24 protein-coding genes and 1 pseudogene are annotated in these 23,326 nt (G+C 58.6%); 15 read left to right on the top strand and 10 right to left on the bottom strand.

What is annotated here, in order from left to right:
• Nucleotides 1-9 precede the first annotated feature (9 nt).
• From AC1DMK_RS22280 to AC1DMK_RS22260, 5 genes are read left to right on the top strand one after another with little or no spacing between them, the layout of a single operon-like run.
• A complete protein-coding gene (locus AC1DMK_RS22280) occupies nucleotides 10-789 on the top strand; it encodes an ABC transporter permease (RefSeq protein ID WP_477862070.1) in 780 nt (259 codons plus the stop codon).
• Complete coding sequence (locus AC1DMK_RS22275; protein WP_477862068.1) at nucleotides 776-1,825, top strand: ABC transporter ATP-binding protein; 1,050 nt, start codon at nucleotides 776-778, stop codon at nucleotides 1,823-1,825. The genes AC1DMK_RS22280 and AC1DMK_RS22275 overlap by 14 nt, the downstream gene beginning before the upstream one ends.
• Nucleotides 1,826-1,827: 2 nt before the next feature.
• On the top strand, nucleotides 1,828-2,424 hold the full coding sequence (locus AC1DMK_RS22270) for a cysteine hydrolase family protein (protein ID WP_477862133.1): 597 nt from the start codon (nucleotides 1,828-1,830) through the stop codon (nucleotides 2,422-2,424).
• A 54-nt stretch (nucleotides 2,425-2,478) separates the two neighbouring features.
• Nucleotides 2,479-2,967 carry a MarR family winged helix-turn-helix transcriptional regulator gene (locus AC1DMK_RS22265; protein ID WP_477862066.1) on the top strand — a complete coding sequence of 163 codons (489 nt, stop codon included), beginning with the start codon at nucleotides 2,479-2,481 and terminating at the stop codon, nucleotides 2,965-2,967.
• A gap of 39 nt (nucleotides 2,968-3,006) precedes the next feature.
• Nucleotides 3,007-5,349: a beta-glucosidase gene (locus AC1DMK_RS22260; protein WP_477862064.1), complete on the top strand. Its 2,343-nt coding sequence runs from the start codon at nucleotides 3,007-3,009 to the stop codon at nucleotides 5,347-5,349.
• A gap of 337 nt (nucleotides 5,350-5,686) precedes the next feature.
• Here the strand turns inward: AC1DMK_RS22260 and AC1DMK_RS22255 are convergent, their stop codons facing one another.
• Nucleotides 5,687-6,229: a hypothetical protein gene (locus AC1DMK_RS22255; protein WP_477862138.1), complete on the bottom strand. Its 543-nt coding sequence runs from the start codon at nucleotides 6,227-6,229 to the stop codon at nucleotides 5,687-5,689.
• On the opposite strand from AC1DMK_RS22255, the pseudogene AC1DMK_RS22250 reads away from it, so the two are divergent.
• From AC1DMK_RS22250 to AC1DMK_RS22210, 9 genes and pseudogenes are all read left to right on the top strand, one after another.
• Nucleotides 6,137-6,337: pseudogene (locus AC1DMK_RS22250) on the top strand (Fic family protein); the annotation flags it as partial. The gene AC1DMK_RS22255 and the pseudogene AC1DMK_RS22250 sit on opposite strands and share 93 nt — an antisense overlap.
• A 175-nt stretch (nucleotides 6,338-6,512) precedes the next feature.
• Nucleotides 6,513-6,815, top strand: a complete 303-nt coding sequence (locus AC1DMK_RS22245; RefSeq protein ID WP_477862136.1) for a hypothetical protein — start codon at nucleotides 6,513-6,515, stop codon at nucleotides 6,813-6,815.
• 169 nt (nucleotides 6,816-6,984) lie between these two features.
• Nucleotides 6,985-7,869 (top strand): dihydrodipicolinate synthase family protein, encoded by an 885-nt coding sequence (locus AC1DMK_RS22240; protein WP_477862131.1) that lies wholly within the window; start codon nucleotides 6,985-6,987, stop codon nucleotides 7,867-7,869.
• A gap of 7 nt (nucleotides 7,870-7,876) precedes the next feature.
• Nucleotides 7,877-8,554, top strand: a complete 678-nt coding sequence (locus AC1DMK_RS22235) for a GntR family transcriptional regulator (RefSeq protein ID WP_477862062.1) — start codon at nucleotides 7,877-7,879, stop codon at nucleotides 8,552-8,554.
• Nucleotides 8,555-8,610: 56 nt separating this feature from the next.
• The gene (locus tag AC1DMK_RS22230; protein WP_477862060.1) at nucleotides 8,611-9,939 is read left to right on the top strand and encodes an ABC transporter substrate-binding protein; all 1,329 of its coding nucleotides are present in this window, start codon (nucleotides 8,611-8,613) and stop codon (nucleotides 9,937-9,939) included.
• A complete protein-coding gene (locus AC1DMK_RS22225; RefSeq protein WP_477862059.1) occupies nucleotides 9,939-10,880 on the top strand; it encodes a carbohydrate ABC transporter permease in 942 nt (313 codons plus the stop codon). Before AC1DMK_RS22230 ends, AC1DMK_RS22225 begins: the two co-directional genes overlap by 1 nt.
• Complete coding sequence (locus AC1DMK_RS22220; RefSeq protein WP_477862057.1) at nucleotides 10,880-11,695, top strand: carbohydrate ABC transporter permease; 816 nt, start codon at nucleotides 10,880-10,882, stop codon at nucleotides 11,693-11,695. The genes AC1DMK_RS22225 and AC1DMK_RS22220 overlap by 1 nt, the downstream gene beginning before the upstream one ends.
• 18 nt (nucleotides 11,696-11,713) lie before the next feature.
• Nucleotides 11,714-12,700, top strand: a complete 987-nt coding sequence (locus AC1DMK_RS22215; RefSeq protein WP_477862055.1) for a sugar kinase — start codon at nucleotides 11,714-11,716, stop codon at nucleotides 12,698-12,700.
• Nucleotides 12,701-13,631: 931 nt separating this feature from the next.
• Nucleotides 13,632-14,735: an NADH:flavin oxidoreductase/NADH oxidase gene (locus AC1DMK_RS22210; protein WP_477862053.1), complete on the top strand. Its 1,104-nt coding sequence runs from the start codon at nucleotides 13,632-13,634 to the stop codon at nucleotides 14,733-14,735.
• Nucleotides 14,736-14,877: 142 nt separating this feature from the next.
• Here the strand turns inward: AC1DMK_RS22210 and AC1DMK_RS22205 are convergent, their stop codons facing one another.
• The 9 genes from AC1DMK_RS22205 to AC1DMK_RS22165 all read right to left on the bottom strand — a co-directional run bounded on the left by AC1DMK_RS22205 (nucleotide 14,878) and on the right by AC1DMK_RS22165 (nucleotide 22,325).
• Nucleotides 14,878-16,233, bottom strand: a complete 1,356-nt coding sequence (locus AC1DMK_RS22205; RefSeq protein WP_477862051.1) for a HipA domain-containing protein — start codon at nucleotides 16,231-16,233, stop codon at nucleotides 14,878-14,880.
• Nucleotides 16,234-16,238: 5 nt separating this feature from the next.
• On the bottom strand, nucleotides 16,239-16,862 hold the full coding sequence (locus AC1DMK_RS22200; RefSeq protein WP_477862049.1) for a helix-turn-helix transcriptional regulator: 624 nt from the start codon (nucleotides 16,860-16,862) through the stop codon (nucleotides 16,239-16,241).
• Between the two features lie 452 nt (nucleotides 16,863-17,314).
• On the bottom strand, nucleotides 17,315-17,476 hold the full coding sequence (locus AC1DMK_RS22195) for a hypothetical protein (RefSeq protein ID WP_477862047.1): 162 nt from the start codon (nucleotides 17,474-17,476) through the stop codon (nucleotides 17,315-17,317).
• Between the two features lie 35 nt (nucleotides 17,477-17,511).
• The gene (locus AC1DMK_RS22190) at nucleotides 17,512-17,994 is read right to left on the bottom strand and encodes a hypothetical protein (RefSeq protein WP_477862045.1); all 483 of its coding nucleotides are present in this window, start codon (nucleotides 17,992-17,994) and stop codon (nucleotides 17,512-17,514) included.
• A 25-nt stretch (nucleotides 17,995-18,019) separates the two neighbouring features.
• Entirely contained in the window at nucleotides 18,020-18,490 is a 471-nt protein-coding gene (locus AC1DMK_RS22185; protein ID WP_477862043.1) for a cytochrome P460 family protein, read from the bottom strand.
• 95 nt (nucleotides 18,491-18,585) lie between these two features.
• Nucleotides 18,586-19,572, bottom strand: a complete 987-nt coding sequence (locus tag AC1DMK_RS22180) for an aldo/keto reductase (protein WP_477862129.1) — start codon at nucleotides 19,570-19,572, stop codon at nucleotides 18,586-18,588.
• A 193-nt stretch (nucleotides 19,573-19,765) separates the two neighbouring features.
• Nucleotides 19,766-20,617, bottom strand: coding sequence for an SDR family NAD(P)-dependent oxidoreductase (locus AC1DMK_RS22175; RefSeq protein ID WP_477862041.1), 852 nt, complete (start codon nucleotides 20,615-20,617; stop codon nucleotides 19,766-19,768).
• A gap of 183 nt (nucleotides 20,618-20,800) precedes the next feature.
• Nucleotides 20,801-21,865: an alpha/beta hydrolase family protein gene (locus AC1DMK_RS22170; RefSeq protein ID WP_477862039.1), complete on the bottom strand. Its 1,065-nt coding sequence runs from the start codon at nucleotides 21,863-21,865 to the stop codon at nucleotides 20,801-20,803.
• 82 nt (nucleotides 21,866-21,947) lie between these two features.
• Nucleotides 21,948-22,325, bottom strand: a complete 378-nt coding sequence (locus AC1DMK_RS22165) for a DUF1330 domain-containing protein (RefSeq protein ID WP_477862037.1) — start codon at nucleotides 22,323-22,325, stop codon at nucleotides 21,948-21,950.
• Nucleotides 22,326-22,710: 385 nt separating this feature from the next.
• On the opposite strand from AC1DMK_RS22165, the gene AC1DMK_RS22160 reads away from it, so the two are divergent.
• Entirely contained in the window at nucleotides 22,711-23,313 is a 603-nt protein-coding gene (locus tag AC1DMK_RS22160; protein WP_477862035.1) for a hypothetical protein, read from the top strand.
• The last annotated feature ends 13 nt before the right edge of the window (nucleotides 23,314-23,326 follow it).

Raw genomic sequence — 23,326 nt, 5'->3', positions numbered from 1 at the left:
GAGGGGATCATGAAACCGCTTGGACGTATTTATCTCATCGCGATCCTGATCTTCCTCTACACGCCCATTCTCGTGATGGCGGCAATGGGGTTCAACGCATCGCCGCTCTACCAACTGCCGTTCAGCTTCTCGCTGCAATGGTATCAGGCGCTGTGGAGCAACACCGTGCTTCTGACGGCGGGTCTGAACAGCATAATCATTGCCACGATCACGGCCGTGCTGGCGACAGGACTCGGCACCATGGCATCGGTGGCGCTGTCGCGCCGAACATTTCGCGGCAAGAGCCTCCTGCAACTGATGCTGCTGCCGCCGATTGCCATCCCCTGGCTGATCACCGGCACGGCAATGCTGATCTTTTTCTACTGGAGCGGCATCGGGCGCGGCATGCACGCCTTGCTGATCGGCCACGTAGCACTTGCCATTCCCTATGTGGTTCTGGTGGTCGGTACCGGTTTCAGGACCATTCGCGCCGATTTGGAAGAAGCAGCTATGAGCCTTGGTTCAACGCCGGTTCACGCCTTCTTCTCGGTCACGCTGCCGCTGCTCTATCCGAGTATTCTGGGCGCTGCGTTGTTCGCCTTCGCAGTATCGCTCGACCAGTTCGTGATTTCCTACTTTCTCGCAACGCCCGGCTACACCACCCTGCCGGTGCAGATCTACTCCTCGATCCGCAAGGGCTTTACCCCTGAAATCAATGCGATCTCGACCGTGCTTCTACTCGGCTCGATGACGATCATCCTGATTTTTGCGCGCTTCGCCAAGCCCGGAGACACCCGTGACAAACGTTAAAGTCAATTCCGTCGCCAAGACCTATGGCACCACGCCCGTCCTCGCCGACATCACCACCGAGTTTCCGGAAGGCTCCTTCACCAGCCTTCTCGGACCGTCTGGTTCCGGCAAGACCACGCTTCTGCGCATCATCGCGGGCTTCATCAAGCCGGATCAGGGCGTCGTCACCATCGCCAACAACGATGTGACCCACATTCCGGTATGGGGCCGCAACATCGGCATGATGTTCCAGTCCTACGCGCTATTTCCGCACATGACGATCGCCCAGAACGTCGCCTTCGGTCTGGAGCGCCGCGGCATCAAGGGTGCGGCCGCTCGCAAGGAAGTCGACCGCGCGCTCGAAATGGTGCGTCTTCCCGGCTTCGGCGACCGCACGCCCAAGCAGCTTTCCGGTGGCCAGCAGCAGCGCGTGGCGCTGGCGCGGGCCATCGTCATCAAGCCGAGCGTGCTGCTCCTCGACGAGCCGCTGTCGGCGCTTGATCGCCGTCTCCGGCAGGAAATGCAGGTCGAACTGCTGCGCATCCAGCGCGAAAGCGGTCTGACGACGATTTTCGTGACGCACGACCAGGAAGAGGCGCTCACGCTGTCCGACAAGGTCGCGATCCTCGACAAGGGCCGCATCATCCAGATCGGCGAACCGGAAACGGTCTATGAGCGGCCGCTGACGCGCTTTGCCGCCGAATTCCTCGGCGATTCAAACTTCCTGACCGGCACGGTCGACATCGGCGCAGTTCGCCTGAGCGACGGCACTGTGGTCAAGACCACGGGCACGCTGCCCGCCAATGGCTCTAAGGTCACGCTTGCCGTCCGCCCGGAGAAAATGTCAATTATATCAGGTCCGGCAGACGGCAACAGCCTGACGGCCCGCATCACCACCGTTATCTATGCCGGCCCAGTGCTGTCCTACCTCTTGGAGACCCCGGACGGTCTGCCGCTCAAGTTGTTCGCGCAGAACCGCGACGGCAAGGTCTTGAGCGATGGTGATACCATCACCTTGAGCTGGTCCCCGGAACACACGGTTCCGGTGGCTGAATGACCATGGTAGCCGCGCCGTTTTCGAACAACACGTTGCATGTCGTCATCGACATGCAACGTCTCTTTGCCGAGGTAACGGCGTGGCACACGCCGGCGATTGCGGAGATCCTTCCAAACGTGCTGGCGCTCTGCCAAGCGCGGCCGTCCGACACAGTCTTTGCCCGCTTCATTGTTCCGCAGAACGCCGAAAGCGCCAATGGYCGGTGGAAGAACTACTATCGTCGCTGGTCAGCCGTAACACTGGATGAACTGGACGCGGCGATGCTTGATCTCGTCGCTCCGCTTGCTGCAATCGCCCAGCCGGGCTCCGTCGTCGACAAAGAAACCTATTCGGTTTTCGGCGCGCCTGGTTTTGCTGAACGATTGGAGGCGGCAGGTGTTGATACGCTGATCTTTTCGGGTGTCGAAACCGATGTCTGCGTTCAGGCAAGCGTTTTTGATGCCGTCGATGCAGGCTATCGCGTCATTCTCGCAGAAGACGCATTGGCAAGCAGTGATAGGAAAGCGCATTCTGCGGTTGTGGAAGATTTGGCGCCAAGGCTTTGCGAGCAGATTGAAATTCTCTCGACGGAAGCCATCCTGAAGCTATGGCAGTCATGATCTTTGCGGCACGGCTGCTGGTGTTGAAGACGAACCGCGAAATTGAGAGATCCGATGGACATTCCGCTCAAAGATAAAGCCGGCGTGCCGAAGGCAGCACCTTCATCGGTTGCTGGCGCAAATGGCCATCAGGCCGAATATACTCTCGGCGAGCAGATCGGCTTCTACCTCCGCCAGGCCAACCAGCGACACGTCGCCATTTTCGCAAGCCTGATGGCGGAGAAGCTCACCACCACCCAATGGGCAGCGCTGGTCAGGCTCAGGGATCTCCAGCCCTGTTCGCAGGGCAATCTCGGCCGCGAGACGGCAATGGATATGGCGACCATCAAGGGCGTCGTCGACCGCCTCGTCAAGCGGGGGCTGGTGCACACCGCACCGGATGCGACCGACGCGCGGCGTCTCGTTCTGACGCTGACCGCCGAAGGCGAGGCGACGGTGACGCGCAATCTTTCGATCGCGCTTAATATTTCGCAGGAAACGTTGAGCACACTTACTCTTGCCGAGCGGATGATGCTGATGGAACTCCTGCAAAAGATCTGTTGATCAGGCTTGGGCCTGCAGCCTAAAACCGAAAGAATAGTCATGTTCCAGCCAACGGAAGACGAAATCCAATCGCTGGTCGGCCAGATGACGGTTGTCGAAAAGGTCGACCTCTTGAGTGGACGGGGGCTCTGGAAGACGGCACCGATCGATAGGCTCGGCATTCCCTCCATTGTAATGACCGATGGCGCTTACGGAGTGCGCTATTCGATCTCGCAGATCAATGCCGGTGACAGCGACGAAGACAGTCTGCGGGCGTTTCTGGAACTCGTGGATCAACAGGCCGATGCGTCCGGCGGCATGTTCGGCACGACCCACCCGGCGACCTGCTTTCCAAACGGCAATCTGCTTGGCTGTTCCTGGGACGCCGATCTGGCGTATCGCATGGGGGCGGCGCTGGCTGCGGAATGCCAAAATTTAGGCGTCCACCTCCTGCTCGGGCCGGGTATCAATATCCGGCGCACGCCGCTTGCCGGCCGCGCCTACGAATATTATTCCGAAGATCCCGTCATCAGCGGGGACATTGCAGCGGCGGTCATCTCGGGTCTGCAGGACAATGGCGTCGGCGCCTCGCTGAAGCATTTCGCCTGCAACAATTCCGAGATCGAGCGGACGACGACCAGCTCCGATGTCGACGAAAGGGCTCTGCGCGAAATCTATCTGGCGGGTTTCGAACGGGCGATCGAAAAGAGCGCGCCCTGGACCGTGATGAGCGCCTACAATCCGCTGAACGGGATTCAGGCGGCCGAAAATCACTGGTTGCTCACCAGGGTCTTGCGCGAAGAATGGGCCTATGACGGGCTTGTCGTGTCCGACTGGCACGCGATCAAGGACCGTGGTGCGGCGCTCGCTGCCGGGACCGATCTCGACATGCCAGAAAGCCAACCGCGAAAGGCGCGCCTGCATGCCGCGATCGAGGCCGGTGACGTGGCGCTCGAGGTGGTCGACGCTGCCTGCGCAAAGGTTCTGGCATTCCTGCGCAAGTGCAAGACGCATGAGCGGCGCGAGATGGCCGCCGATCTTGAAGAGCACCACGCCCTGTCGCGGGAGATCGCAGCGGAATCGATCGTCTTGCTGCGCAACGAAGACCGCACGCTGCCGCTTGATCCGAGCAGCTTGGACCGGTTCCTCGTCGTTGGCGATGGCGCTGTCATCCCCGTGATCCAGGGTTCCGGTTCTGCAACGACCAACCCCTATCGCGTCGACAGTCCCTTCGTTCAGATTGCTGCGCGGGCGGGCGCTGACTTCAAGGTGCAGCATCTGCCGTTTGCCTGCGTCGCCGGCACGGACATGCAATCGGCGATCACTGCGATTGTCGAGGTGGCATCGACGGCCGATGCCACTGTGGTGTTTGTGGAAAATGAGAAGAGCCGGCACGGCGAGGGCAACGACCGCGACACACTGAAGCTGGCCGCCAGCCACGACGCTCTCATTCATGCGCTGGCTGCGGCCGGTCGCAAGGTCATCGTCGTGATCTCCATGCCGGATACTGTTGAAATGCCCTGGCTCGACGACGTCGATGCGGTACTCGCCGGGTTCTACGCCGGGCAGGGCGGGGGCGAAGCGATTGCGCGCGTTCTGTTCGGTGAGCAAAACCCCTGTGGTAAGCTTTCGGCCAGCATGCCCGTGCGGATGCAGGATATCCCCGGCTGGCACACCTATCCGGGCGAGCATGGGCGCCATCTGTACAGCGAGGGCATTTTCGTCGGCTATCGCTTCTACGATCTCAAGGCAATCGCTCCCGCGTTTCCATTCGGGCACGGTCTCAGTTACACGACTTTCACCTATGAGAATCTGGTGATCGACACGCAGGAAATCGCGCCGGGCGTCGCCTGTACCGCGAGCGTTACTATCCGCAACACAGGGCCCGTCGCGGGCAAGGAAATCGTTCAGCTATACGTGCGCCCGCTTAGACCCGGTCTGAAGCGCCCAATCCGTGAACTAAAAGCTTTCGCCAAAGTGCATCTGGAGCCTGGTGCGGCGAAGACGGTAACGCTTGCTCTCGTTGAGCGCGACTTCCAATTCTTCGATCCTGCGCGCTCTGCATGGGTGCTTGATGCGGAGGCTTTCGTGATAGAAGCGGCGGCGTCTTCACGCGATATCCGCTTGGCTGTTACACTGCCATGCCGGCCGGAAATCCCTGTGCGCCCGGTGCTTTTGCCCAACTCTCCAGCGGCGCTGGTTTTTGCCCATCCGAAGGCCGAGGCCGCTCTCGTCGACTTCTTGGTCGCCACGCTTTCGATCTCCGTTGCAGAAGCCACCGCGCTTCTCGCGAAGACAAAGGGTTCCTTCCTCGGCTTCTATGACACCTTGAGCTGGTACGTCGGCGATAGCGTCAGGGAGATGGATATCGCCAAGGTCTTCGCGAGATTGAACGGCGTTTAGACGGAGGATTCGCTGGAATGGCAACGGGCATCACACCCAACCGATCCGCTATTTATGGCCGAGGCGTGGGTAGCTGAAGGTCGCTCCGTCGCCGTTGCCCCCGCAGTAAGACAGGAACAGCCCCGGACGCAAAATCGGGAATGCGGTATCCAACCCGCGTATCAGAGCTTGATCACCGACGTCCAAGAGTTCCGCCTCCACCAATACGCGTTCATCGTAATCGGCCGATCGTTCGAGCGGGTGGTTATCTGTGCCCAAATTATTGACAGCGGACATCAGAGCGCGGCAATGACCGCACGTCGCTTGGCCGTATAGTGTTTTTCGACGGAGGGGTAAATTAAACCGAATTTGAACAAGCAAATGCGTTTTTGAATAGGTAAGCTTCAACGATGAGCGCATTTCCAGTCGGACAGAATTGGCTGAGGACGCATCTGGGATTGGACTGCCCCACGCCAGCCGTCGAGTTCGCGGCCGGAATATTCTCACAATGCCACAAGGTCGTCGACAACATGCTCGGCGCGCCGGGCCTAGCGCCACCGTACGTTCCACGAGGCCGATAGCCGATGCAAGAGCGTCGGAAATCAACAGGCAGGCTCAAGACATTGTGAACGACTGCGATCCAGCACTTTTCGCCAGAGCGGTCCAATACCTGTTTACCAAGGAGACGAAATCCTCCTTTGAGATCGAGCGCGAAGAGCCCACCGCGCTGAGAGCAGAACGCTTCGTTGCCGCGCTGAGGAACACCGGGGCCTTCGATCCAGTGAGCTAACGCGTCGAGCTCCAGAATATGATCGTCGATCCGAGGTATGCCGCAAATGACTTTCGCGATTTCCAGAACGTCGTCGGGCAGACGATCGGCCCAGGTTTTGAAAAGGTCCATTTTATCTGCCCGAAACCCGAGGACGTCGAGCCGTTGATGGCGGATTGGTCATTGTTGACCGAGCGGCTCAAGGGCATGTCGGACCCGGTGGCCGCGGCCACGATCGTCGCCTTCGCTTTCGTCTACATACACCCATTCGAAGACGGCAACGGGCGAATTCACCGCTTGAAACGTTCTCGCGTCCCGTGTTGGAAAGAACGGACTGGCGATGGGACACGGACCACAGCATCGTCGTCACGAACGACACCGCCTACCTCTACCGATATTTCGATGCCACCCATCGGTGGAGTTCATCTTTCAAAAGATCGGCGAGACGGTGCAGAAAGACCTCAGGGACGAACTCGACTACATTCGTTTCTTCGACGCCGGCTACGCGGCTTTGACCGACATAATCGATATGCCCAACCGCAAAGCAGCTTTGTTCGTCAAGCTGTGCCTGCAGAACGGACACATCTCAAACAAGAAACGCGGCTTGTTCGCGGAGCTGACCGATGACGAGTTTTTGCATTGGGAAGCCGCTGTGGCGGCAGCGGCGCAGCGCGTGAAGGATATTTTGAATGCCGACGCCGACGACGATGATGCCTAGAAACTCTCGGACGCGCTACTTATGTTGCCGCTGGCCTTCCCATGGCCAAGGTTGCCTCAGAAAGCGTTGAGCGATCGCCTACGGTGAATTTTGGATCATGCTGCAATCACCTCTTTACAACTAACATGTTAGCCTGATACGTCTAGCATGTTAACTGGGAGGAATGATGTTGACGCAGAAATTCGGGCTTTCCGTCGCTCTCGCGACGCCATTCGACAGCAATGGCGAAATCGCGACCGATGCGATGATCGCGCAGGCGCGACGAAGCCTCGCTGCCGGATGCTTGAGTGTCACGCTCTTCGGGACCACAGGCGAAGGCTCCTCCATCGGAACCCAGGAACGCCAACGTGTGCTCGCTGCCTTTCTTGACGCGGGGATAGCGGCAAAGAACATCGTGGTCGGTGTACTGGTTGACGCTGCCGAGGATGCGGCGATGCAGGCCGGTCATGCTCTTTCGAAGGGAGCCCGCAATATCCTTCTTGCCCCACCGTCCTACTTCAAGAATGTCAGTGACGACGGCCTCTTCCAGTGGTTTTCGGCTGTGTTCGCTATTCTGGGCGAAAAGGCGCGGGACATCATCGTCTACAATATTCCCTCGGTGACCATGGTTCCGCTGACGGTGTCCCTGATCGGACGGCTGCGGACGGCCTTTCCCAACATTGTCACAGGTGTCAAGGATTCCTCCGGCGACTGGCCGTTCACGGAAACGCTGCTGAAAGCGCATGGCGATCTCGTCATCCTGGTGGGCGACGAACGTCACCTGGCCAAAGGCGTGCGCCTTGGCGGCCAAGGCGCGATCTCCGGCATGGCGAATTTCGTACCTGGCGAAGTCAAGCTGATGGCGGAGGAGGGCAAGGACGATTCCCGCATCGAGGATTTCGTTGCTGAACTGCTGAAATATCCGGTGACCGCTGCCGTGAAAGCCATGGTGGCTTTTCGGACAGGGGATGGAATGTGGCTTGCGGTTCGTCCGCCGCTGGTTTCAATATCCGTCGAAGGGCAGCAACAGCTTGCTCTTGCTTTCGATTCCCTTTTCCGCTCGAAGGCGGCTTAGGTCAGACATGTTTCTGGGGGAGGCCATGGACGGAACGGACGAGCAGCCGACACTGCGGGAAAAAGCGTATGAGAGCTTCACGCGCCATCTTCTTGCGCGCGATGTACGCCCCGGCCAGTTCGTTTCGCAGCGCCGTCTCGTGGAACTGACTGGGCTGACGCTCGGTGCGATCCGCGAGCTCATCCCCAGGCTTGAAGCGGAAGGACTGATCAAGACCGTGCCACAGCGGGGCCTTCAGATCGCTCACATCGATCTCAACCTCATTCGGGAAGCATTCCAGTTGCGTGTGTTTCTGGAGAAGGAGGCTGTGGCGCTTTTCACCCGCTCCGCGTCGGACGAGACAGTTGCAAAGCTCCTGAAGCAGCATCGGGATATCGCGGACGCCATTCGAAACGGCGATGCGTCTCACGAACTGGAAGTGCGCGCCCAGGCCGTTGACTGGGGCATGCACGACGCCTTTATCGATGCGCTGGGAAACACCATTATCTCGAACGCCTATCGTGTGAACTCGATCAAAATGCGCCTGATCAGCCAGGAGCGTTTTCGTATCGATGGTCGCGTCGGCCCTGTCATGGGCGAGCATCTGAAGGTGCTTGAGGCGATCGAACGACGATCGGCGGAGGACGCCGTCAACAGCCTTGTCGCACACATCAATCATGCGAGGGATCGTGCGCTCAGGATATAATCTGAAATAACCAGCCGGAGGTGAGGAGATCGCCGGCAAAAGGAGGAGGACTTAACATGCCATCATTCTTGAATCCGACGCGGCGCGGCTTTCTGGCGGGCACTGCCGCCCTGGGCGCCGGCAGCATGCTGGGCGTGCGGTCGGCATCGGCTGCCGTCGATTGGAAGCGCTTTGCCGGCACCACCCTCGAGGTCAACCTGGTCAAGAGCCCGCGAAGCGAAACGCTTATCAAGTATCTGTCCGAATTCGAGGAGTTGACTGGCATCAAGGTCAATGCCGAAGCGACCCCCGAACAGCAACAGCGCCAAAAGACGACCATCGAACTGAGCTCGGGAAAGCCAAGCTTCGACGTCGTTCACATGAGCTATCACGTGCAGAAGCGGCAGTTCGAAAAGGGCGGTTGGCTGGCCGATATCAGCGGCTTTCTCAAGGATCCGTCGCTGACGGACCCGACGTTGGTGGAAGGCGACTTCGCCGAAGCCGGCATGACCTTCGCCAAGGATCCTGACGGCGTTCTGCGCTCGCTGCCCTTTTCGGTCGATTACTGGATCATCTACTGGAACAAGGCGCTATTCGAGAAGAAGGGTCTTGCCTACCCGACGACGTTTGAAGAGCTGGCAAGTGCGGCAGAGGCGCTCACCGATCCCTCGACCAACACCTACGGCTTCGTCGCTCGCGGCCTGAAGAACGCCAACACGCCGGTCTGGACGACGCTGATGCTCGGCTATGGTTCAAGCCCGCTCGGTCCAGACGGCAAGCTGCGCACGACCTCGCAAGAAGCAATCGACGCAGCCAAGCTCTACCAGCGGCTGATGACCAAGACTGCCCCTCCCGGCGTTTCCGGCTTTAACTGGGCCGAGGCGCAATCGGCCTTCCTGCAGGGCAAGATCGGCATGTGGTTGGACGGCGTCGGCTTTGCGCCGCCGATCGAAAATCCGGAAAAGTCGCGTGTCGTCGGCCAGGTCGGCTATGGCATCATGCCGAAGGGCCCCAAGGCGCAGGCCGCTGCAACCACGGGCGATGGGCTTGGTGTTGTGGCTGCAAGCCAGAACAAGGAGGCAGCCTACCTCTTCTGCCAGTGGGCCATTTCGCATGAAATGGGCGCGCGCCTGCTTCAGGCCGGTGCAGGCGTTCCGTTCCGCCAGTCGATCCTCCAAGACGCCAAGGTGCGCGCAGGCGTGAAGATGCCGGGCGCGTGGCTCGATGCGGTTGTCGGCTCCGGCAAGGTCTCGCAGCTCACGCTGCCGGTCATCATTCCGGTCACCGAGTTCCGCGACATCTATGGCGTCGGTCTCACCAACATGATCGGCGGTGCCGATCCGGCGGCCGAACTGAAGACGGCAACGGCCCAGTTTGAACCTGTGCTAGCGAGAAGCGAGGGATAATGGCCTCGTTGAGCATCGACACGGCCACAGTGGCCAAGGCTGCGTCAAAAGTAAGGAGCAAACCGGGTCGGTTTGCTCCAAACTACTGGCCCTTCGTCATCCCGGCGCTGATCGTCATTGCCGCCGTCATTGTCTTTCCATGGGTGTTCACCTTGTGGATGAGCGTGAACAGCTGGACACTTGGCCAATCACAGGTCTTTGCCGGACTGGACAACTACGCCCGTCTGGCCGTCGACATGCGCTTCTGGGAGTCACTGTGGCATACGGTGCTCTACACGACGCTCTCCGTGGTGGCGCCCCTCTTTCTCGGAACGCTCGCCGCGTTGATCTTCGATACGCAATTCCCGCTGCGCGGCCTTTTGCGCGGCATATTCGTGATGCCGATGATGGCGACGCCGGTCGCGATAGCGCTCGTCTGGACCATGATGTTCCATCCACAGCTCGGTGTCCTCAACTACCTTCTGTCCTTCATCGGCATCGGCCCGCAGGAGTGGATCTACAACCAGAACAGCGTTATCCCTTCCCTAGTGCTCGTCGAGACGTGGCAGTGGACGCCGCTCGTGATGCTCATCGTACTCGGCGGCCTCGCGGCGGTTCCGCGCGAGCCCTATGAAAGTGCGGAAATCGACGGAGCCAATGTCTGGCAGAAATTCCGCTATCTGACACTGCCGATGATCGCGCCATTCCTGATGATTGCCGTGATCATCCGCAGCATCGACGCGGTGAAGAGCTTCGACATCATCTATGCCATGACCCAAGGCGGTCCCGGCACGGCTTCGGAAACGATCAACATCTATCTCTACAACACGGCCTTCTCCTACTACGACATTGGCTACGGGTCGGCCATGGCGGTCGTCTTCTTCATCCTCATCGTCCTGCTCTCCTTCGTCCTTCTCATGGTCCGGCAGCGTGCAAACTGGTCTGACGGGGAGGCACGCTGATGAAGCGCAAAACGCTCGATCGCATAGGACTGCTGTTCATGTCCCTCGTGATGATATCGCCGGTCATCCTTTTCTTTCTCTGGATGATCTCGCTGTCGCTGAAATATGAGATCGACAATGGCGCCTATCCGCCGATCTTCATTCCGGAGCGCTTTGCCTGGTCGAACTATCTGAAGGTCTTCGAGGAGAACAACTTCTTCCTTTACCTGTGGAATTCGGTGCTGGTGACGGGTGCCGCGACGCTTTTGGCGCTGCTTATCGGCGTACCGGCCGGATATGGCATCGCGCGCCTCAAGGCGGAGAAATCTGCGATGGTCATCATGGTTGCGCGCATGACACCCGGGCTCTCTTTCCTGATACCGCTGTTCCTCCTATTCCAGTGGCTGAACCTCCTCGGCACGCTTTTGCCGCAGATCATTATCCATCTGGTGGTCACGGTGCCAATCGTCGTGTGGATTATGATCGGTTACTTCGAGACGACGCCGATGGAGCTGGAGGAAGCTGCGAGCATCGACGGTGCGACGCCTTGGCAGGTCTTTCGCCTCGTCGCCTTGCCGATCGCCAGGCCGGGTATTGTCGTTGCCTTCATCCTGTCGGTCATCTTCTCGTGGAACAACTTCGTCTTCGGCATCGTGCTCGCCAGTCGAGAGACCCGTACACTTCCCGTTGCCGTCTACAACATGCTGTCGTTCGAGCAGGTCAGCTGGGGTCCGCTGGCGGCGGCAGCTTTGATCGTCACTTTGCCTGTACTTGTATTGACCGTGTTTGCGCAACGGCAGATCGTAGCCGGGCTGACGGCCGGTGCCGTCAAATGATCAGGTGAGACAAAGATCTTGACGACATCGTCTGCCTTCGATCCGCCACCCGGACCGCCGCGCCGTGTTCTCTGTGTAGGCGCGGCCGTCCTCGATACCCTGTTTCGCGTGCGTTCGTTGCCCACTGAGCAGGGAAAGATTCTACCCTATGACATGCTGCAGATCGCCGAAGGCATGGCGTCAAGTGCTGCGTTTGCGGTCGCCCGGCTGGGCGGCAATGCCAGTCTCTGGGGTGCGGTCGGAGACGATGATGTGGGCGAGCACATCATTGCCGATCTCGGAAACGGCGGCATAGATATCAGCGGCATCGTGCGCGCGCAGGGTGCACGTTCGGCTGTGTCGACGATTCTCGTCGATGATCGGGGCGAGCGCTTGATTGTTCCCTTCTACGATGCGCGCCTTTACGATGTGGTCAAGCCGGTCACCGCAAAGGATGTTTCTGGCTTCGATGTCGTGCTTGTCGACGTCCGTTGGCCGGAGCTCGCTCTGCGGACCCTGCAGGCAGCCCGAGAAGCGGGCAAGCCTGCCATTCTCGATGGGGATGTTGCCGGCGATGGCGTAATCGAGACGCTCGCACCGGCGGCAAGCCACATCGTGTTCTCACAGCCCGCCGCCGAGCGCCTTGCCGGAACCGCCGATCTGGTGGAGGTCGTCGGCCTGCTGAAACAAATGTTCACACATGCGTTCATCAGCGTTACCGCAGGCGAAATCGGCTGCTTCTGGTTGGATGAAGCAACTGGCACCATCCGCCACCTTCCTGCGCCGAAGGTGAAGGCCGTCGATACGCTTGCGGCCGGCGATATCTTCCATGGCGCTTTCGCGCTCGCAGTTGCCGAAGGCATGACAATCGAACAGACCATGCGATGGTCATCCATGGCCGCGGCGCTCAAATGTCAGGTGTTCGGCGGGCGCATCGGCGCGCCCTCGAGAGCACACGTCTACGATGCACTGCAGGTTTGGAACGTCGGGGCCGTTGTGGCGGGCAATCGGGACTGTTTGCGATAGTCCAAGCGAGAGGCCGTTCAAGTCATCGCGCTCCGCGCGGTCTTACTTATCAAAGGTTCCCGCAAATTAGTCGGCAAATACTGTCTCGCTATTTCGTCCAGGCGGAGGCGACGACCCAGGGCGGGGAGGAGTTAACCCCTAACTCCTCCGAAGTCGGTCTCGGTGCTCCGAGATGTCCGCCGCGGCAACTATTGGCCGGCGGCCTCGGCGCGCAACGCAGTGGTTGGTCTGAAGCGTTGCCGGCAGAAACGATCACAGAATAGCCGGCCACGGATCCCCGTGGGATATTGTATTCGACAGCCGTAAAGCCCCGCACGACATGCCTTGTTCCTGCCTCCAACGAGGCCGCGAATGTTGATCCGGTCATTGTCCTTGAGGCCCGGCAAGATCGTCGTTGTTCACCAAGATCACATCCCGTCGACGGACGACGCCGCTTTATCGGTCGACCAGGCCGTGGACGATCGTATTGTACGGTCGTGGCTCCGGACCGTTGTCAGGACCACGCGTCCGGCGTTCTTGTTCAGCGGATCCTCGTCCAGGCCGGGTGCAGTGAGAAAGTTTGCCTTCCCGCTCTGTGTATTCCACCGACGGCGGGAAGTCGCGACACCGAGACGGAACCCGCCGCGAACGCGCACACGTTTGTTGAACGCGTGGAAATCAGCCTGCACCTGACGGCCGAATGCCCGCCAAATCCGTTGCATTGAATCTTCACTTTGCAGACGCTCGATTATCGACCTAGTCTCGTTCCATTGTTGAAGCCCACGGGCCGGAGAAGTGGAGCGTGCAGGATTCGTTTCTGTTCCGAACTGCTAAGAACCGGGCTTGCCTCCGTCGCCACGATGGCCCGCCCGCTCAGCCTCGTTGCAGGGAAGCGCTACTATAGACTTCATCAGCCAGTGACGTCCGCCACCATCAAGACCAAAGGAACAAGATGCCCCAGTCTGTACTCTTTTCTCCCTTCACCGTTCGCAGCCTCGAGCTTGCCAATCGCATCGTGATAGCGCCGATGTGTCAGTATTCAGCCGTCGATGGCCGGATGACCGATTGGCATCTGATCCATCTTGGGCAACTGGCGCTGTCCGGCGCCGCGCTTTTGACGATCGAGGCGACCGCTGTCGTTCCCGAAGGTCGCATCACATTCGCAGATGTCGGTCTTTATGACGACGCCTCGGAAGTCGCGATTGCGCGCACGCTCGAAAGCATAAGGCGATGGTCCGACATGCCGATTGCGATCCAACTGGCTCACGCAGGGCGCAAAGCGTCCACCAACGTTCCGTGGAAGGGGGGCGGTCAGTTTCGCCCAACTGATTCTAATGGATGGCAAACGGAGGCCCCCTCTGCCGTGCCATTCATGTCAGACTATGTTCCGCCAACTGCGCTGGATCGTGATGGTCTAAAGCGGATTCGTGACGCGTTTGCCGCCTCAGCGAGGCGGGGGTCAAGGATTGGAATCGATGCAGTTCAGATTCACGGGGCTCACGGCTATTTGCTGCATCAGTTTCTATCGCCGTTATCAAACCGGCGGACAGACGATTACGGCGGGTCTCTGGAAAACCGCGCCCGGTTCCCGCTCGAAGTCTTCGACGCAGTCAGGGAAGCATTCCCATCCGAAAGAGCCGTGACGATGCGCATTTCGGCAACGGACTGGGCGGATGGCGGGTTGAGCCTTTCCGAGAGCGTTGAATTCGCCCAGATGCTGGAAGCGAGGGGCTGTGATGCAATTCACGTATCAAGTGGCGGGCTTCATTCTGCAMAATCAATCCCCGTAAGCCCCAGCTATCAAGTGCCGTTGGCACGAACGATCAAGGCGAGCGTCAAGATGCCGGTGATCGCGGTCGGCCTGATTACTGAGCCCACTCAAGCGGAAGCCATTGTCGCCACCGGCGACGCGGATCTGATCGCGCTGGCCCGAGCGGTCCTGTACGATCCCCGCTGGCCGTGGCACGCTGCCGCACAATTGGGTGGCCAGGTCAAGGCTGCGAACCAGTACCTCCGTTGTCAGCCATCTCAGTTCAAGAACCTCTTCCTCACGTGAAACAGGGCACAGCGCGGGAAGCTCAGCGACAACGCCTTGCATTCCAGGGCGCGGAGCCATCAGGGCCGACGCAATTGCGTCCCTGAGCTACAATGGGTGACGCATCTCTTTCACAGAACTGCTCAAATTCAAGTTTGACTGGTCACGATCCCAACAACCAACCACCACCGCGATCGATATATGCATCCCGGTCTGCTATCCCATCGGGAAGCGCCAGACCGAAGGAAGGCAGAAGAATGCTGATGTTGTTGGCAACGAGGTCGGCAAAACGCTTCATGCCCGTACTGTCCATCCGTTTCAGTTCTGTGGTTAGCCGCTTTGCCGTGCTTGCTGTAAGACCGTCTCTGAGGCGCCGCTGCGCCGCTGCCGAGGATATTCCCAAAGCGTTCAGGAAAAGCCCGAAATTCTCCACGGTGACCTCCTCGAGGGTCGTGGCTGTTCCAATCGAATAGGCCAACTCATTTGTGAGATCGGGGTCAATCCTCGTCGGCATGAGGTCATAACGAGGCGTGACCCGAACGCGGCCCCCAGCTTCGTAGAGAAGTGCGAAGTTTTTCGCATGGGCGTCGACATTGCCGATCATAAGGTTGAAAAGCGTGGCCGCAATGAACTGCTGCTTCTCTTTTGCCGGATCGACGGTCGCATCGAGAATGCGGGCGATACTGCTGACGTCGAAGCGTCGGCCCTCCTTTCCATTCCTCTCATATTTCAGCGAGGCCGGCAGACCTAGTGCTTGCGCGAAATCTTCCTGATGAACACGGACAACCTTTCCTTCGGAAGACAGCGCTCGATCAAATCGGGTGATAACGAGTGCATCGATGCCTCCGAAATTCATCACCGCGGCATCCGCGGTTTCAAAGGCGAGCAAGCGTGAAAGAGACAACGCCTCGGACTCCAGCTTCGGGTCCTGCAAATGTGCCTGGTCGGGCACCTTTAGGATGTGCGTGGTCGGCGCACCCGAGCCTGGCAACGGTTCCGCGTAGCTTCCATCAGGGAGCACTGTGACCGCGATCTTGCTTTGAACCCCGGCAAGTGGTGATGGATCGGCCGTACCGTCCGGCAAGCGTTCTCGTCTGTGAAGAGTTCTAACGATCTCGTTCAGCCTGTCGCTCTCGATCTTCGCATAGTCGTTAGCATAATCACCAGGGACTTTAACGGGTGGTGAGCCTTCAGGCAGGACCGAAAGTGCGCCGGCGCAATCCTTGCCGAGATGGAAGAGGATGCCCGCGACATCGTCGCGCCCCAGTCCTTCACGATCCATCAGTTGCCTCAGCGCGCCGTCTCGCTCTTGGAGAAGATTGTCGAAGAACGGGCGGGATTGGGTATCCTGATACGGCGCGTCAGTGAGTGGGAGAGACAAGGAGAGGGGATAAGCAGACGCGTTTTCCAGATACATTGGCGCGTAGGCAAATGCTAAAGCGCCGTTTTCGTCTTTGGACAGATTGCCAATTGGATCGGGAAAGCCGTCAAGTCGAACATCAAGATCGATAGCACTCATTCAATTTACCTCGGCTTGGCAAAGAGGGAGATTCCCGCCGCAAGGGCGACCTTGAGGACTTTGCCAAGTTCCAGCGTCGCTTTTCCATTTTCTAGCTCTGAGACAAATCTTCGCCCAACCCCTGCAAGATCCGCAAAACTCTGTTGTGACAGCTTGCGGTCTTCCCGGGCTTTGCGGACGAGATTGCCTAGATCACTCGACGACATGATAGGGTTTAGACCGTTTCGCTCTTTTGCATCGAAGAGCGCGTCTCCTCCACCATAGAACCTCTGAGTGACTGTTCGGGCAATGGTCGGGGTGACATGCTTCGGAAGTGAGACAGCCTGAGCAGTTAGTGCTTTTGGAAGGCTAACCTTCGGCATCTCGGTTTGGGGTAGTTTGAGGGATGGCAGCGTTGTGCCGGCTATTGCCTTGACCGATGCGGTGATTTTTGACGTGTCTATTGCTCCGATCGCCTTGGTGGCTCTCTGGATTCTATTGGACAGATTTGGGTTGTTTGCGGTGAGGTGGCTCGTTTGTGCCGCAGCGCGATTGATCGCTTCAAGACCCTGATTGATCTTCAGCGCATCTGTTGCCAGTTTTGATTGATCAACGGTCTTGGATGGACTCGCCGACTTCGATTTCTTCAAAGGTCTATCCTCACAATTCATCGGCGCGTGCTCCCGATCGGGAACATAGTCTCTCTTTCCTTGCGGTTCAAGGATATTTGTTCCCGATCGGGAACCGTTTGTGCCTAAGCGCTCCCGTACGGGAGCGTTCACACCTTTTTTCCGTTCGAATCCGTATTTGCTCCCGATCGGGAGCAGATCCGCCTTGACCAATCCAAAACACGGAAAGCTAATGGGGCGAACGTGCGAAAATCATGTGCCTGCTTCTCAAGCCAAATGCAGAATATTGACGATTTCCCCGCCGCCATGCCACTTATTCATGTCCACTCCCCGTGGCCAGGGCGCGATGCCAACACTAAGGCCGGGCGCTTGCGGCTTCCAGCGTAAAATAAAAGTGCTCATACTCGACACGCGTTCCACTGCTGAGAGTGCATCTGATCGCGACTGCCAGTCGTTCTACGCCTGAAGCCGGGTTAGCGCGCATCTGGCAGTCGACTATGCCGCCCACTCTGGGCCGGGTCCAGCATACCTACCAATTTCATCGCATAGCGCGCGGAGCCGCCGCAAAGCACCATGATCGAAGCGATGTGGAGAAAGAAGCCGAGGGAGGCCTGGCTGAAGTCCCAGAAGTTCATCCTGATCTCCGCCATAAGCCTCGATCCGATACCGATCACGAATGAACTACGGATGCCGTAGGAGGCAACGGCGGCGACCAGTGTACGAAGGACAACGGTCCTGACATTGCTCTGGTTACTGATCCGGAGCCACCCACTCGCMACGGCATGATCATTGACCATCCTATGCCGACATGGACGGAAACGATGATGAGCGCCCAGTACGCTGCCAACCCATGAATTTGACGGGCGATATAGCCTCCGCTCAACTGCAGGAAGCCGAACACACTGCGCGATATCAACAGGCTCGTCACCAGGAGCGCCAGCATAGTCGAGAGCAGCGCGACGATGACGAGCATTTTGACCCATCCTCGCAGGTTACGGCCGCCCTTCGAAGCCCTTGAAAACCAATGTCGATTGAAAGTGCTGTGGGCGATCAGCAGCGCAGACATGACCGTTCCGATGATCTCGTGCGCCACGTTGCCGAGCCAATCATAGGCCCTCGCGACCATCAGCACGCCGCCGGCGAGGAAATTCATCCACAACCGAACCGGAGGCGAGGGGTCACGGAAGATAGTCCCGCATCCGGTCGATCGTGAACATGAAGTCGTTGCTCTCTGCCGATTGATGACAGGGCTCGCATCGGTCAGCGATCGCAGTCCGGTTCACCTGCTTGTCGAGCTCGAACTGTTGGAAATGCCAGTCGCCCGTACGACGGTCTTCTTCGACGTCAAGGCCCCAGTCCACGCCCTTTTGCATCACGAAATAGCCCGTGAGTTTGTAGTCCATCCAGATGCCGAGAACCAAGCGGGTGCCGGCGGGCAGCGGTTTTCCGGATTTCGAGAGTTCGATCGTTTCGGGAAGAGCAAAGGCTTCTTCCTTCGAGGAACCTCGGTCGTAAGTCGCATAGAGGACGAATTTGTCGAAGTCCGGGGGAAACGTGGCGCGATTGGTGTCCGCCCTCGCTCCCAGCCCAAGCAGAAGAAGGATCGCGACGGTGACGGCGATGAGGGAAATTATGCGCGTAGAGAGCATGAGGTGCCTTTTTCGGTGCATTGGTTTTCGGTCAGGTCCCGGGCCGGCAAGGCTTGGCTGGGTACCGCGTGGGTGCCCGGCATGACAAACGTCCGCTAGGCAGAGACGTCGACCAGTTCCATCTGCATCTCGTTCATGCGCCCGCCATGTACCGTGATCGTGGAAAGGGCCGCATCGATCTCGATGAGGTCTGCAGGCGCTAGTTCCACGCGGAGCGCGCCGAGGTTCTCGTTGAGGTGATCGACGTTGCGCGTGCCGGGGATCGGAACGATGAACGGCTTCCGGGCAAGCAGCCACGCAAGTGCAATCTGCGAAGGCGTCGCGCCCTTTGTCCCGGCGTACTTCTTCACGAAATCGATGATCGGCATGTTCGCTGCAAGGTTTTCGCGGCTGAACCGCTCGAAGGTCGTGCGGAGGTCGGTCTTGGGATCAAGCTTCGTGTTGCCGTCCATCTTCCCGGTAAGATATCCCATTCCCACCGGGCCCCACGGAACGAAGCCGATGCCGAGTTCCTCGCAGGCAGCGAGCACGCCATTGGTTTCCGGGCTCCTTTCCATCATCGAATACTCGGTCTGGACGGCGGTGACGACCTGGACAGCGTGCGCCAGCCGGATCGTCTTCGCGCTTGGTTCGGAAAGTCCGAAATGCAGGACCTTGCCTTCCTGGATCAGGTCCTTGACCGCACCCGCTACGTCTTCGATCGGCACATTCGGATCGACGCGGTGCTGGTAGAAAAGATCGATACGATCGGTCTTGAGACGCTTCAGCGAAGCCTCGGCGACCCGCTTGATGCGTTCCGGCCGGCAGTTAAGCCCGATCGTGCCGTCGATGGCAAAACCGAATTTCGTCGCGATCCTCACCTGGCCGCGGATGGGGGCGAGGGCTTCCCCGACGAGTTCCTCATTTATGTACGGGCCATAGACTTCGGCGGTGTCGAAGAAGGTGACGCCATTGTCGTGGGCCATGCGCAGTGTCTTGATGCCCTGGGCGACGTCCGCCGGAGCGCCATAGTTGGCACTAATGCTCATAGCTCCCGCGCCGATTTCCGAGACTTCTAGCGTTCCGAGTTTGCGGGTCTTCATACTGGTTTCCTTGGCCTGCTCGGACGTCGCGGCCCATGCCATTGACCGAAGGTGCAATGCTGCGCCGACGAGCGCGGCAGTCGTCAGGACGTCTCGGCGGCTCAGTGCCGAACGGCTTTCTGCATTCGATCCGGTTGGTTCGTTTGTTTTGTGCATGATCTTCTCCTGGTTCTCACGGTCTGGCGAGGGGCGATCAGTTGCCTGGGGCGCCAACTTCGTCGAAACCCAGAGAGGTCGAGAGCTGCCGATGGGCATCGATCTGCTTCCGGAGGCTGATGATCTTTTGTTCTGCGGTGCCGATGGCATCTGCACCTGCGATGAAGCGGGCTGGCGGTTCGTCCAAATTGGTGAGTGTCAGCAAAGCCTGGGCAAGCTTGGCGGGGTCACCGGATTGCTTGCCATTGTAGGACTTCCAGAACTCCAACTGTTGTGCCCGCCGCTCGGCATAGTCCTCGATCGAGGTGACCGCGTAGTTGGTCGACTCCTCTGTCAGAAGCCCGGTGCGGAAGAAACCCGGATTGACGATCATGGTCTGAATGCCGAATGGCGCGACCTCGCCTTGGACCGACTCCATCCATCCTTCAAGAGCGAACTTGGAAGCGGCATAGGCGCTGCCGAACTCGAAGCCGCTGAGACCCGCGCTCGATGATATCGAGATGATTTTTCCGGCGCGCTGTTTGCGCATGACAGGAAGGACGGCGCGCGTAACGTTCATCGGGCCGATGACACTCGTCATCAGCTGCATGTCCATCTGGGCGGGTGCCAACTCCTCGAAATATCCAGCGAAGAAGCTCGCGGCGTTGTTGACGAGCACATCGATGTGGCCAAAGCGTTCGACCGCCGACTTCACCGCCTGCTCGGCATCCACGGACTTATTCACGTCGAGTTTGGCGACGAACAAGTTTGCGGACTGTCCAATGGCCCTGGCCACCTTCTCGGAATCACGACCAGTCGCAACCACCTTGTGACCCGCCGCCAGAGCGGCCTTTGCGAAGTCCAACCCCATGCCACGCCCGGCACCTGTGATCATCCATACGTTGCTCATAGCCACATTCCTTCGTTGTCTGAAGGCAAGATAGGTCATGCGGAGAGTGCTGATTAGATGGTGTTATCTGCATGTACTTAGAAAGCGCGTTTCTAAATAGGCGCTTTTGGCGACAACACCCGACAGCGATTCCTTGGCTGCCGGATGTGTCTCTTTCGGAAGCCCAGACGATCAATCCGACTGTCAAACCGCGCTAATGTGAGTGCCAAACCAATCCAGAACGAGTTGCGGATTCCGGCCGAAGTAATTGTATCCCTGGAAGCGTTGATCAGTCCCTTCAATCCAGAACAGCTTCTTATCCTTCGACGAGATGGTGTCGTAGATTTCCTGGACATTCGATGGCTTGGTTAGGAAGTCGTCACGAACCTGGGCGACGATGGTCGGCATGCTGACCGCCTTGGCATATTCCATCGGCCAAACGTCGGCGAGATGGAAGCCGGTCCGCTTATGAAATGCTATGTCGAAGCGTTCGAGACCGTTCTCGATCTTCTGGTTTTCCACCGCTGTCTGGACGAATACGCTCGGCGAGACCGGCTGCAGCGCGATCAACGCTTTGACGTGTTCGAACTCCGCTGGGTGCTTCTGCATGCCGACGATGGTCGCGTTGGCTCCGAGGCAGCGGCTGTAGAGAACCGTTTTCATGTCCTTGGTGTAGGGTCCGGATTTGGCGTAGCGTATCGAGCCGACCACATCACGATATTCGAGGACGCCGTGGCCGTTGACGCCGCCGCTGCCGGTGCCGCTGCGGCCGTGATTGCGCATGTCATAGGCAATAATGTTGTAGCCCGCATCATGCAGGACCTTATATTCCGGCAGGAAGTTCACCTCGAAGCCGCCGAAATTGGTCCACGGCTCAAGGTGGCCCGGATATCCATAGCGATTGCAGGGCATCGGATGATTGCAGATGATCAGGCGATCTGAATCGGCGGGAATGAACCAGCCTTCGATCGTGACACCATCCATCGCCGGGAAGAAGATTTCCTCGAACTCCATTCCGTATTCATGCGGCCAGCGCAGAATGGGGGTGCGGGTCGAGTGCGCCATCAAGTCGGCCATGCCATTGATGAACTCTTCAGATTTCGTGTCGGTCGTGGTTGTTGTCACTTTTGCGTCTGCGGCCTGCGCACTTGCAGTGGTGGCGGCCATGAGGGGAAGGGTGGCAAGCGCCGCACTGGCTTTCAAAAGCTGCCGTCGACTTGTGGACGCTGCACCATCATGTTGATGTGAGGTGTCATTACGGTTGCCCATTTGAGGCTCCTTCTTTCATGAGTTTGATGTTCGACGAGAACGGAGGTAGCGCTCGGGGATCAGGCCCCGCTTCGTTTGCCCGTCATTGCTTGGTCGGGACAAAGCCTTCGGTGATCACGACCGAACCTTCGGTCGAGGCGACGCGGAACTTGCGCGCCGCCGGGTATTCCGGGGAGTCGTAGAACCGTCGGGCGTCCGCAACGCTCGGGAATTCGGCGATGGCCATGACGGACTGTGGCTTACCTTCGACTGCCGTCGCGTTCAGGTTGAAGACGATGATCTTTCCGCCGAATTTCGGAGCAAGCGGGCCTGCTTCTTCCATGTATTTCTGGAAGCCGGCCTGATCCTTGATCGTGTAGTTCGCAATCATGAAGCCTGGTGCCCGCGCATCCTGCGCATGGCCGGTCGAGCCGACGGCAATGGCGATAACACTGGCTGCGCCAATGACGAATTTCTTCATCGTAGTTGTGGCTTTTATTTCCCGATTTCAATTGAAGCGGTAAGCTAGAAATTCGACCCCAATTTTGACCTAGCGGCTTCAACCTGATCTGGTTGGCGGAACGCATCGTGTTCCTGCGCGCTCTCGGACGGGCTACGGCGCACCTGCGTCAGCGAGGGCGCAACATTCCGAATGAGTTGCCGAAACACGGCTCGCCACCGAGTTGGGGCATCTAAATCTCATCGGCAGCTATTCCTGGGATACCGCGCAGCAGATACCGGATGGCTTCACGCCCCTGCCACTTCCCGGCAACCTCCTCAGAGCAGCGTAGGAAGGGGCAACCGATCATAATTGGGCCTGTATTTTTTATTCCATAGAACTTCCAACCGATATCGGAGAGGTTGTTATGACTGTCGTTCGCTATCTTGTTGCCGGAACATGTTTGCTCGCTTTGGCCGCTCCGGCTGCTGCATTTGCTCAGGATAAGCCTTCAAATCTGAATGGTGAGTGGACGTCCGACTGCCTTTCGATCGGGAAAAACGACAGGCACGGCTACGTCACGCGCATCGTCGTCAGCGGCAAGGATGTGACCGCCACTTCGCAGGTCTACGCCAAGAATACGTGCCAGAGGCCTACGGTGCAGGTCAACTTCAAGGGAGAGCTTCTCACCGAGGATGCCGATGGCAATCACGCCCGGATTGAATATGTCGTGCGCTCCATTACCACTACGCCCAATATCAGCGACGTTGTCGACCACTATAATAGAGAGACTGCCGATCAGGCAGGGTGCGGGTTGAAAGGCTGGGAGGAAAACGTTCCGCTCTCTGTTGCTGGCAAAAGGTGCGGTCCCTTTACCTTCGCCGCCGAGGGCATCCGCCTCTTTGACACCGTCTGGATCAAAGGGAATGAGCTACGTTTTGGTGCCTTTCCCGTCAAATGGACAACCACGTCTCCTGAACAAGCGCCGACCACGCCGCTGGAGACGGTCTACTACCGTACCGGCAAATAGGTTCTTCGATCGT

The sequence above is a fragment of the Rhizobium sp. 05L419 genome, from assembly GCF_056397845.1.
This window is presented reverse-complemented; position numbering and strand designations above follow the sequence as displayed.

Excerpts from the sequence above, each read along its gene's own strand:
- AC1DMK_RS22280 (WP_477862070.1), top strand. The coding sequence starts at position 10 with ATGAAACCGCTTGGACGTATTTATCTCATCGCGATCCTGATCTTCCTC.
- AC1DMK_RS22185 (WP_477862043.1), bottom strand. The coding sequence starts at position 18,490 with ATGCTCTCTACGCGCATAATTTCCCTCATCGCCGTCACCGTCGCGATC.
- AC1DMK_RS22235 (WP_477862062.1), top strand. The coding sequence starts at position 7,877 with ATGTTTCTGGGGGAGGCCATGGACGGAACGGACGAGCAGCCGACACTG.
- AC1DMK_RS22205 (WP_477862051.1), bottom strand. The coding sequence starts at position 16,233 with ATGAGTGCTATCGATCTTGATGTTCGACTTGACGGCTTTCCCGATCCA.
- AC1DMK_RS22160 (WP_477862035.1), top strand. The coding sequence starts at position 22,711 with ATGACTGTCGTTCGCTATCTTGTTGCCGGAACATGTTTGCTCGCTTTG.
- AC1DMK_RS22255 (WP_477862138.1), bottom strand. The coding sequence starts at position 6,229 with ATGGACCTTTTCAAAACCTGGGCCGATCGTCTGCCCGACGACGTTCTG.
- AC1DMK_RS22195 (WP_477862047.1), bottom strand. The coding sequence starts at position 17,476 with ATGAACTTCTGGGACTTCAGCCAGGCCTCCCTCGGCTTCTTTCTCCAC.
- AC1DMK_RS22180 (WP_477862129.1), bottom strand. The coding sequence starts at position 19,572 with ATGAAGACCCGCAAACTCGGAACGCTAGAAGTCTCGGAAATCGGCGCG.
- AC1DMK_RS22170 (WP_477862039.1), bottom strand. The coding sequence starts at position 21,865 with ATGGGCAACCGTAATGACACCTCACATCAACATGATGGTGCAGCGTCC.
- AC1DMK_RS22225 (WP_477862059.1), top strand. The coding sequence starts at position 9,939 with ATGGCCTCGTTGAGCATCGACACGGCCACAGTGGCCAAGGCTGCGTCA.
- AC1DMK_RS22220 (WP_477862057.1), top strand. The coding sequence starts at position 10,880 with ATGAAGCGCAAAACGCTCGATCGCATAGGACTGCTGTTCATGTCCCTC.
- AC1DMK_RS22230 (WP_477862060.1), top strand. The coding sequence starts at position 8,611 with ATGCCATCATTCTTGAATCCGACGCGGCGCGGCTTTCTGGCGGGCACT.
- AC1DMK_RS22165 (WP_477862037.1), bottom strand. The coding sequence starts at position 22,325 with ATGAAGAAATTCGTCATTGGCGCAGCCAGTGTTATCGCCATTGCCGTC.
- AC1DMK_RS22175 (WP_477862041.1), bottom strand. The coding sequence starts at position 20,617 with ATGAGCAACGTATGGATGATCACAGGTGCCGGGCGTGGCATGGGGTTG.
- AC1DMK_RS22260 (WP_477862064.1), top strand. The coding sequence starts at position 3,007 with ATGTTCCAGCCAACGGAAGACGAAATCCAATCGCTGGTCGGCCAGATG.
- AC1DMK_RS22265 (WP_477862066.1), top strand. The coding sequence starts at position 2,479 with ATGGACATTCCGCTCAAAGATAAAGCCGGCGTGCCGAAGGCAGCACCT.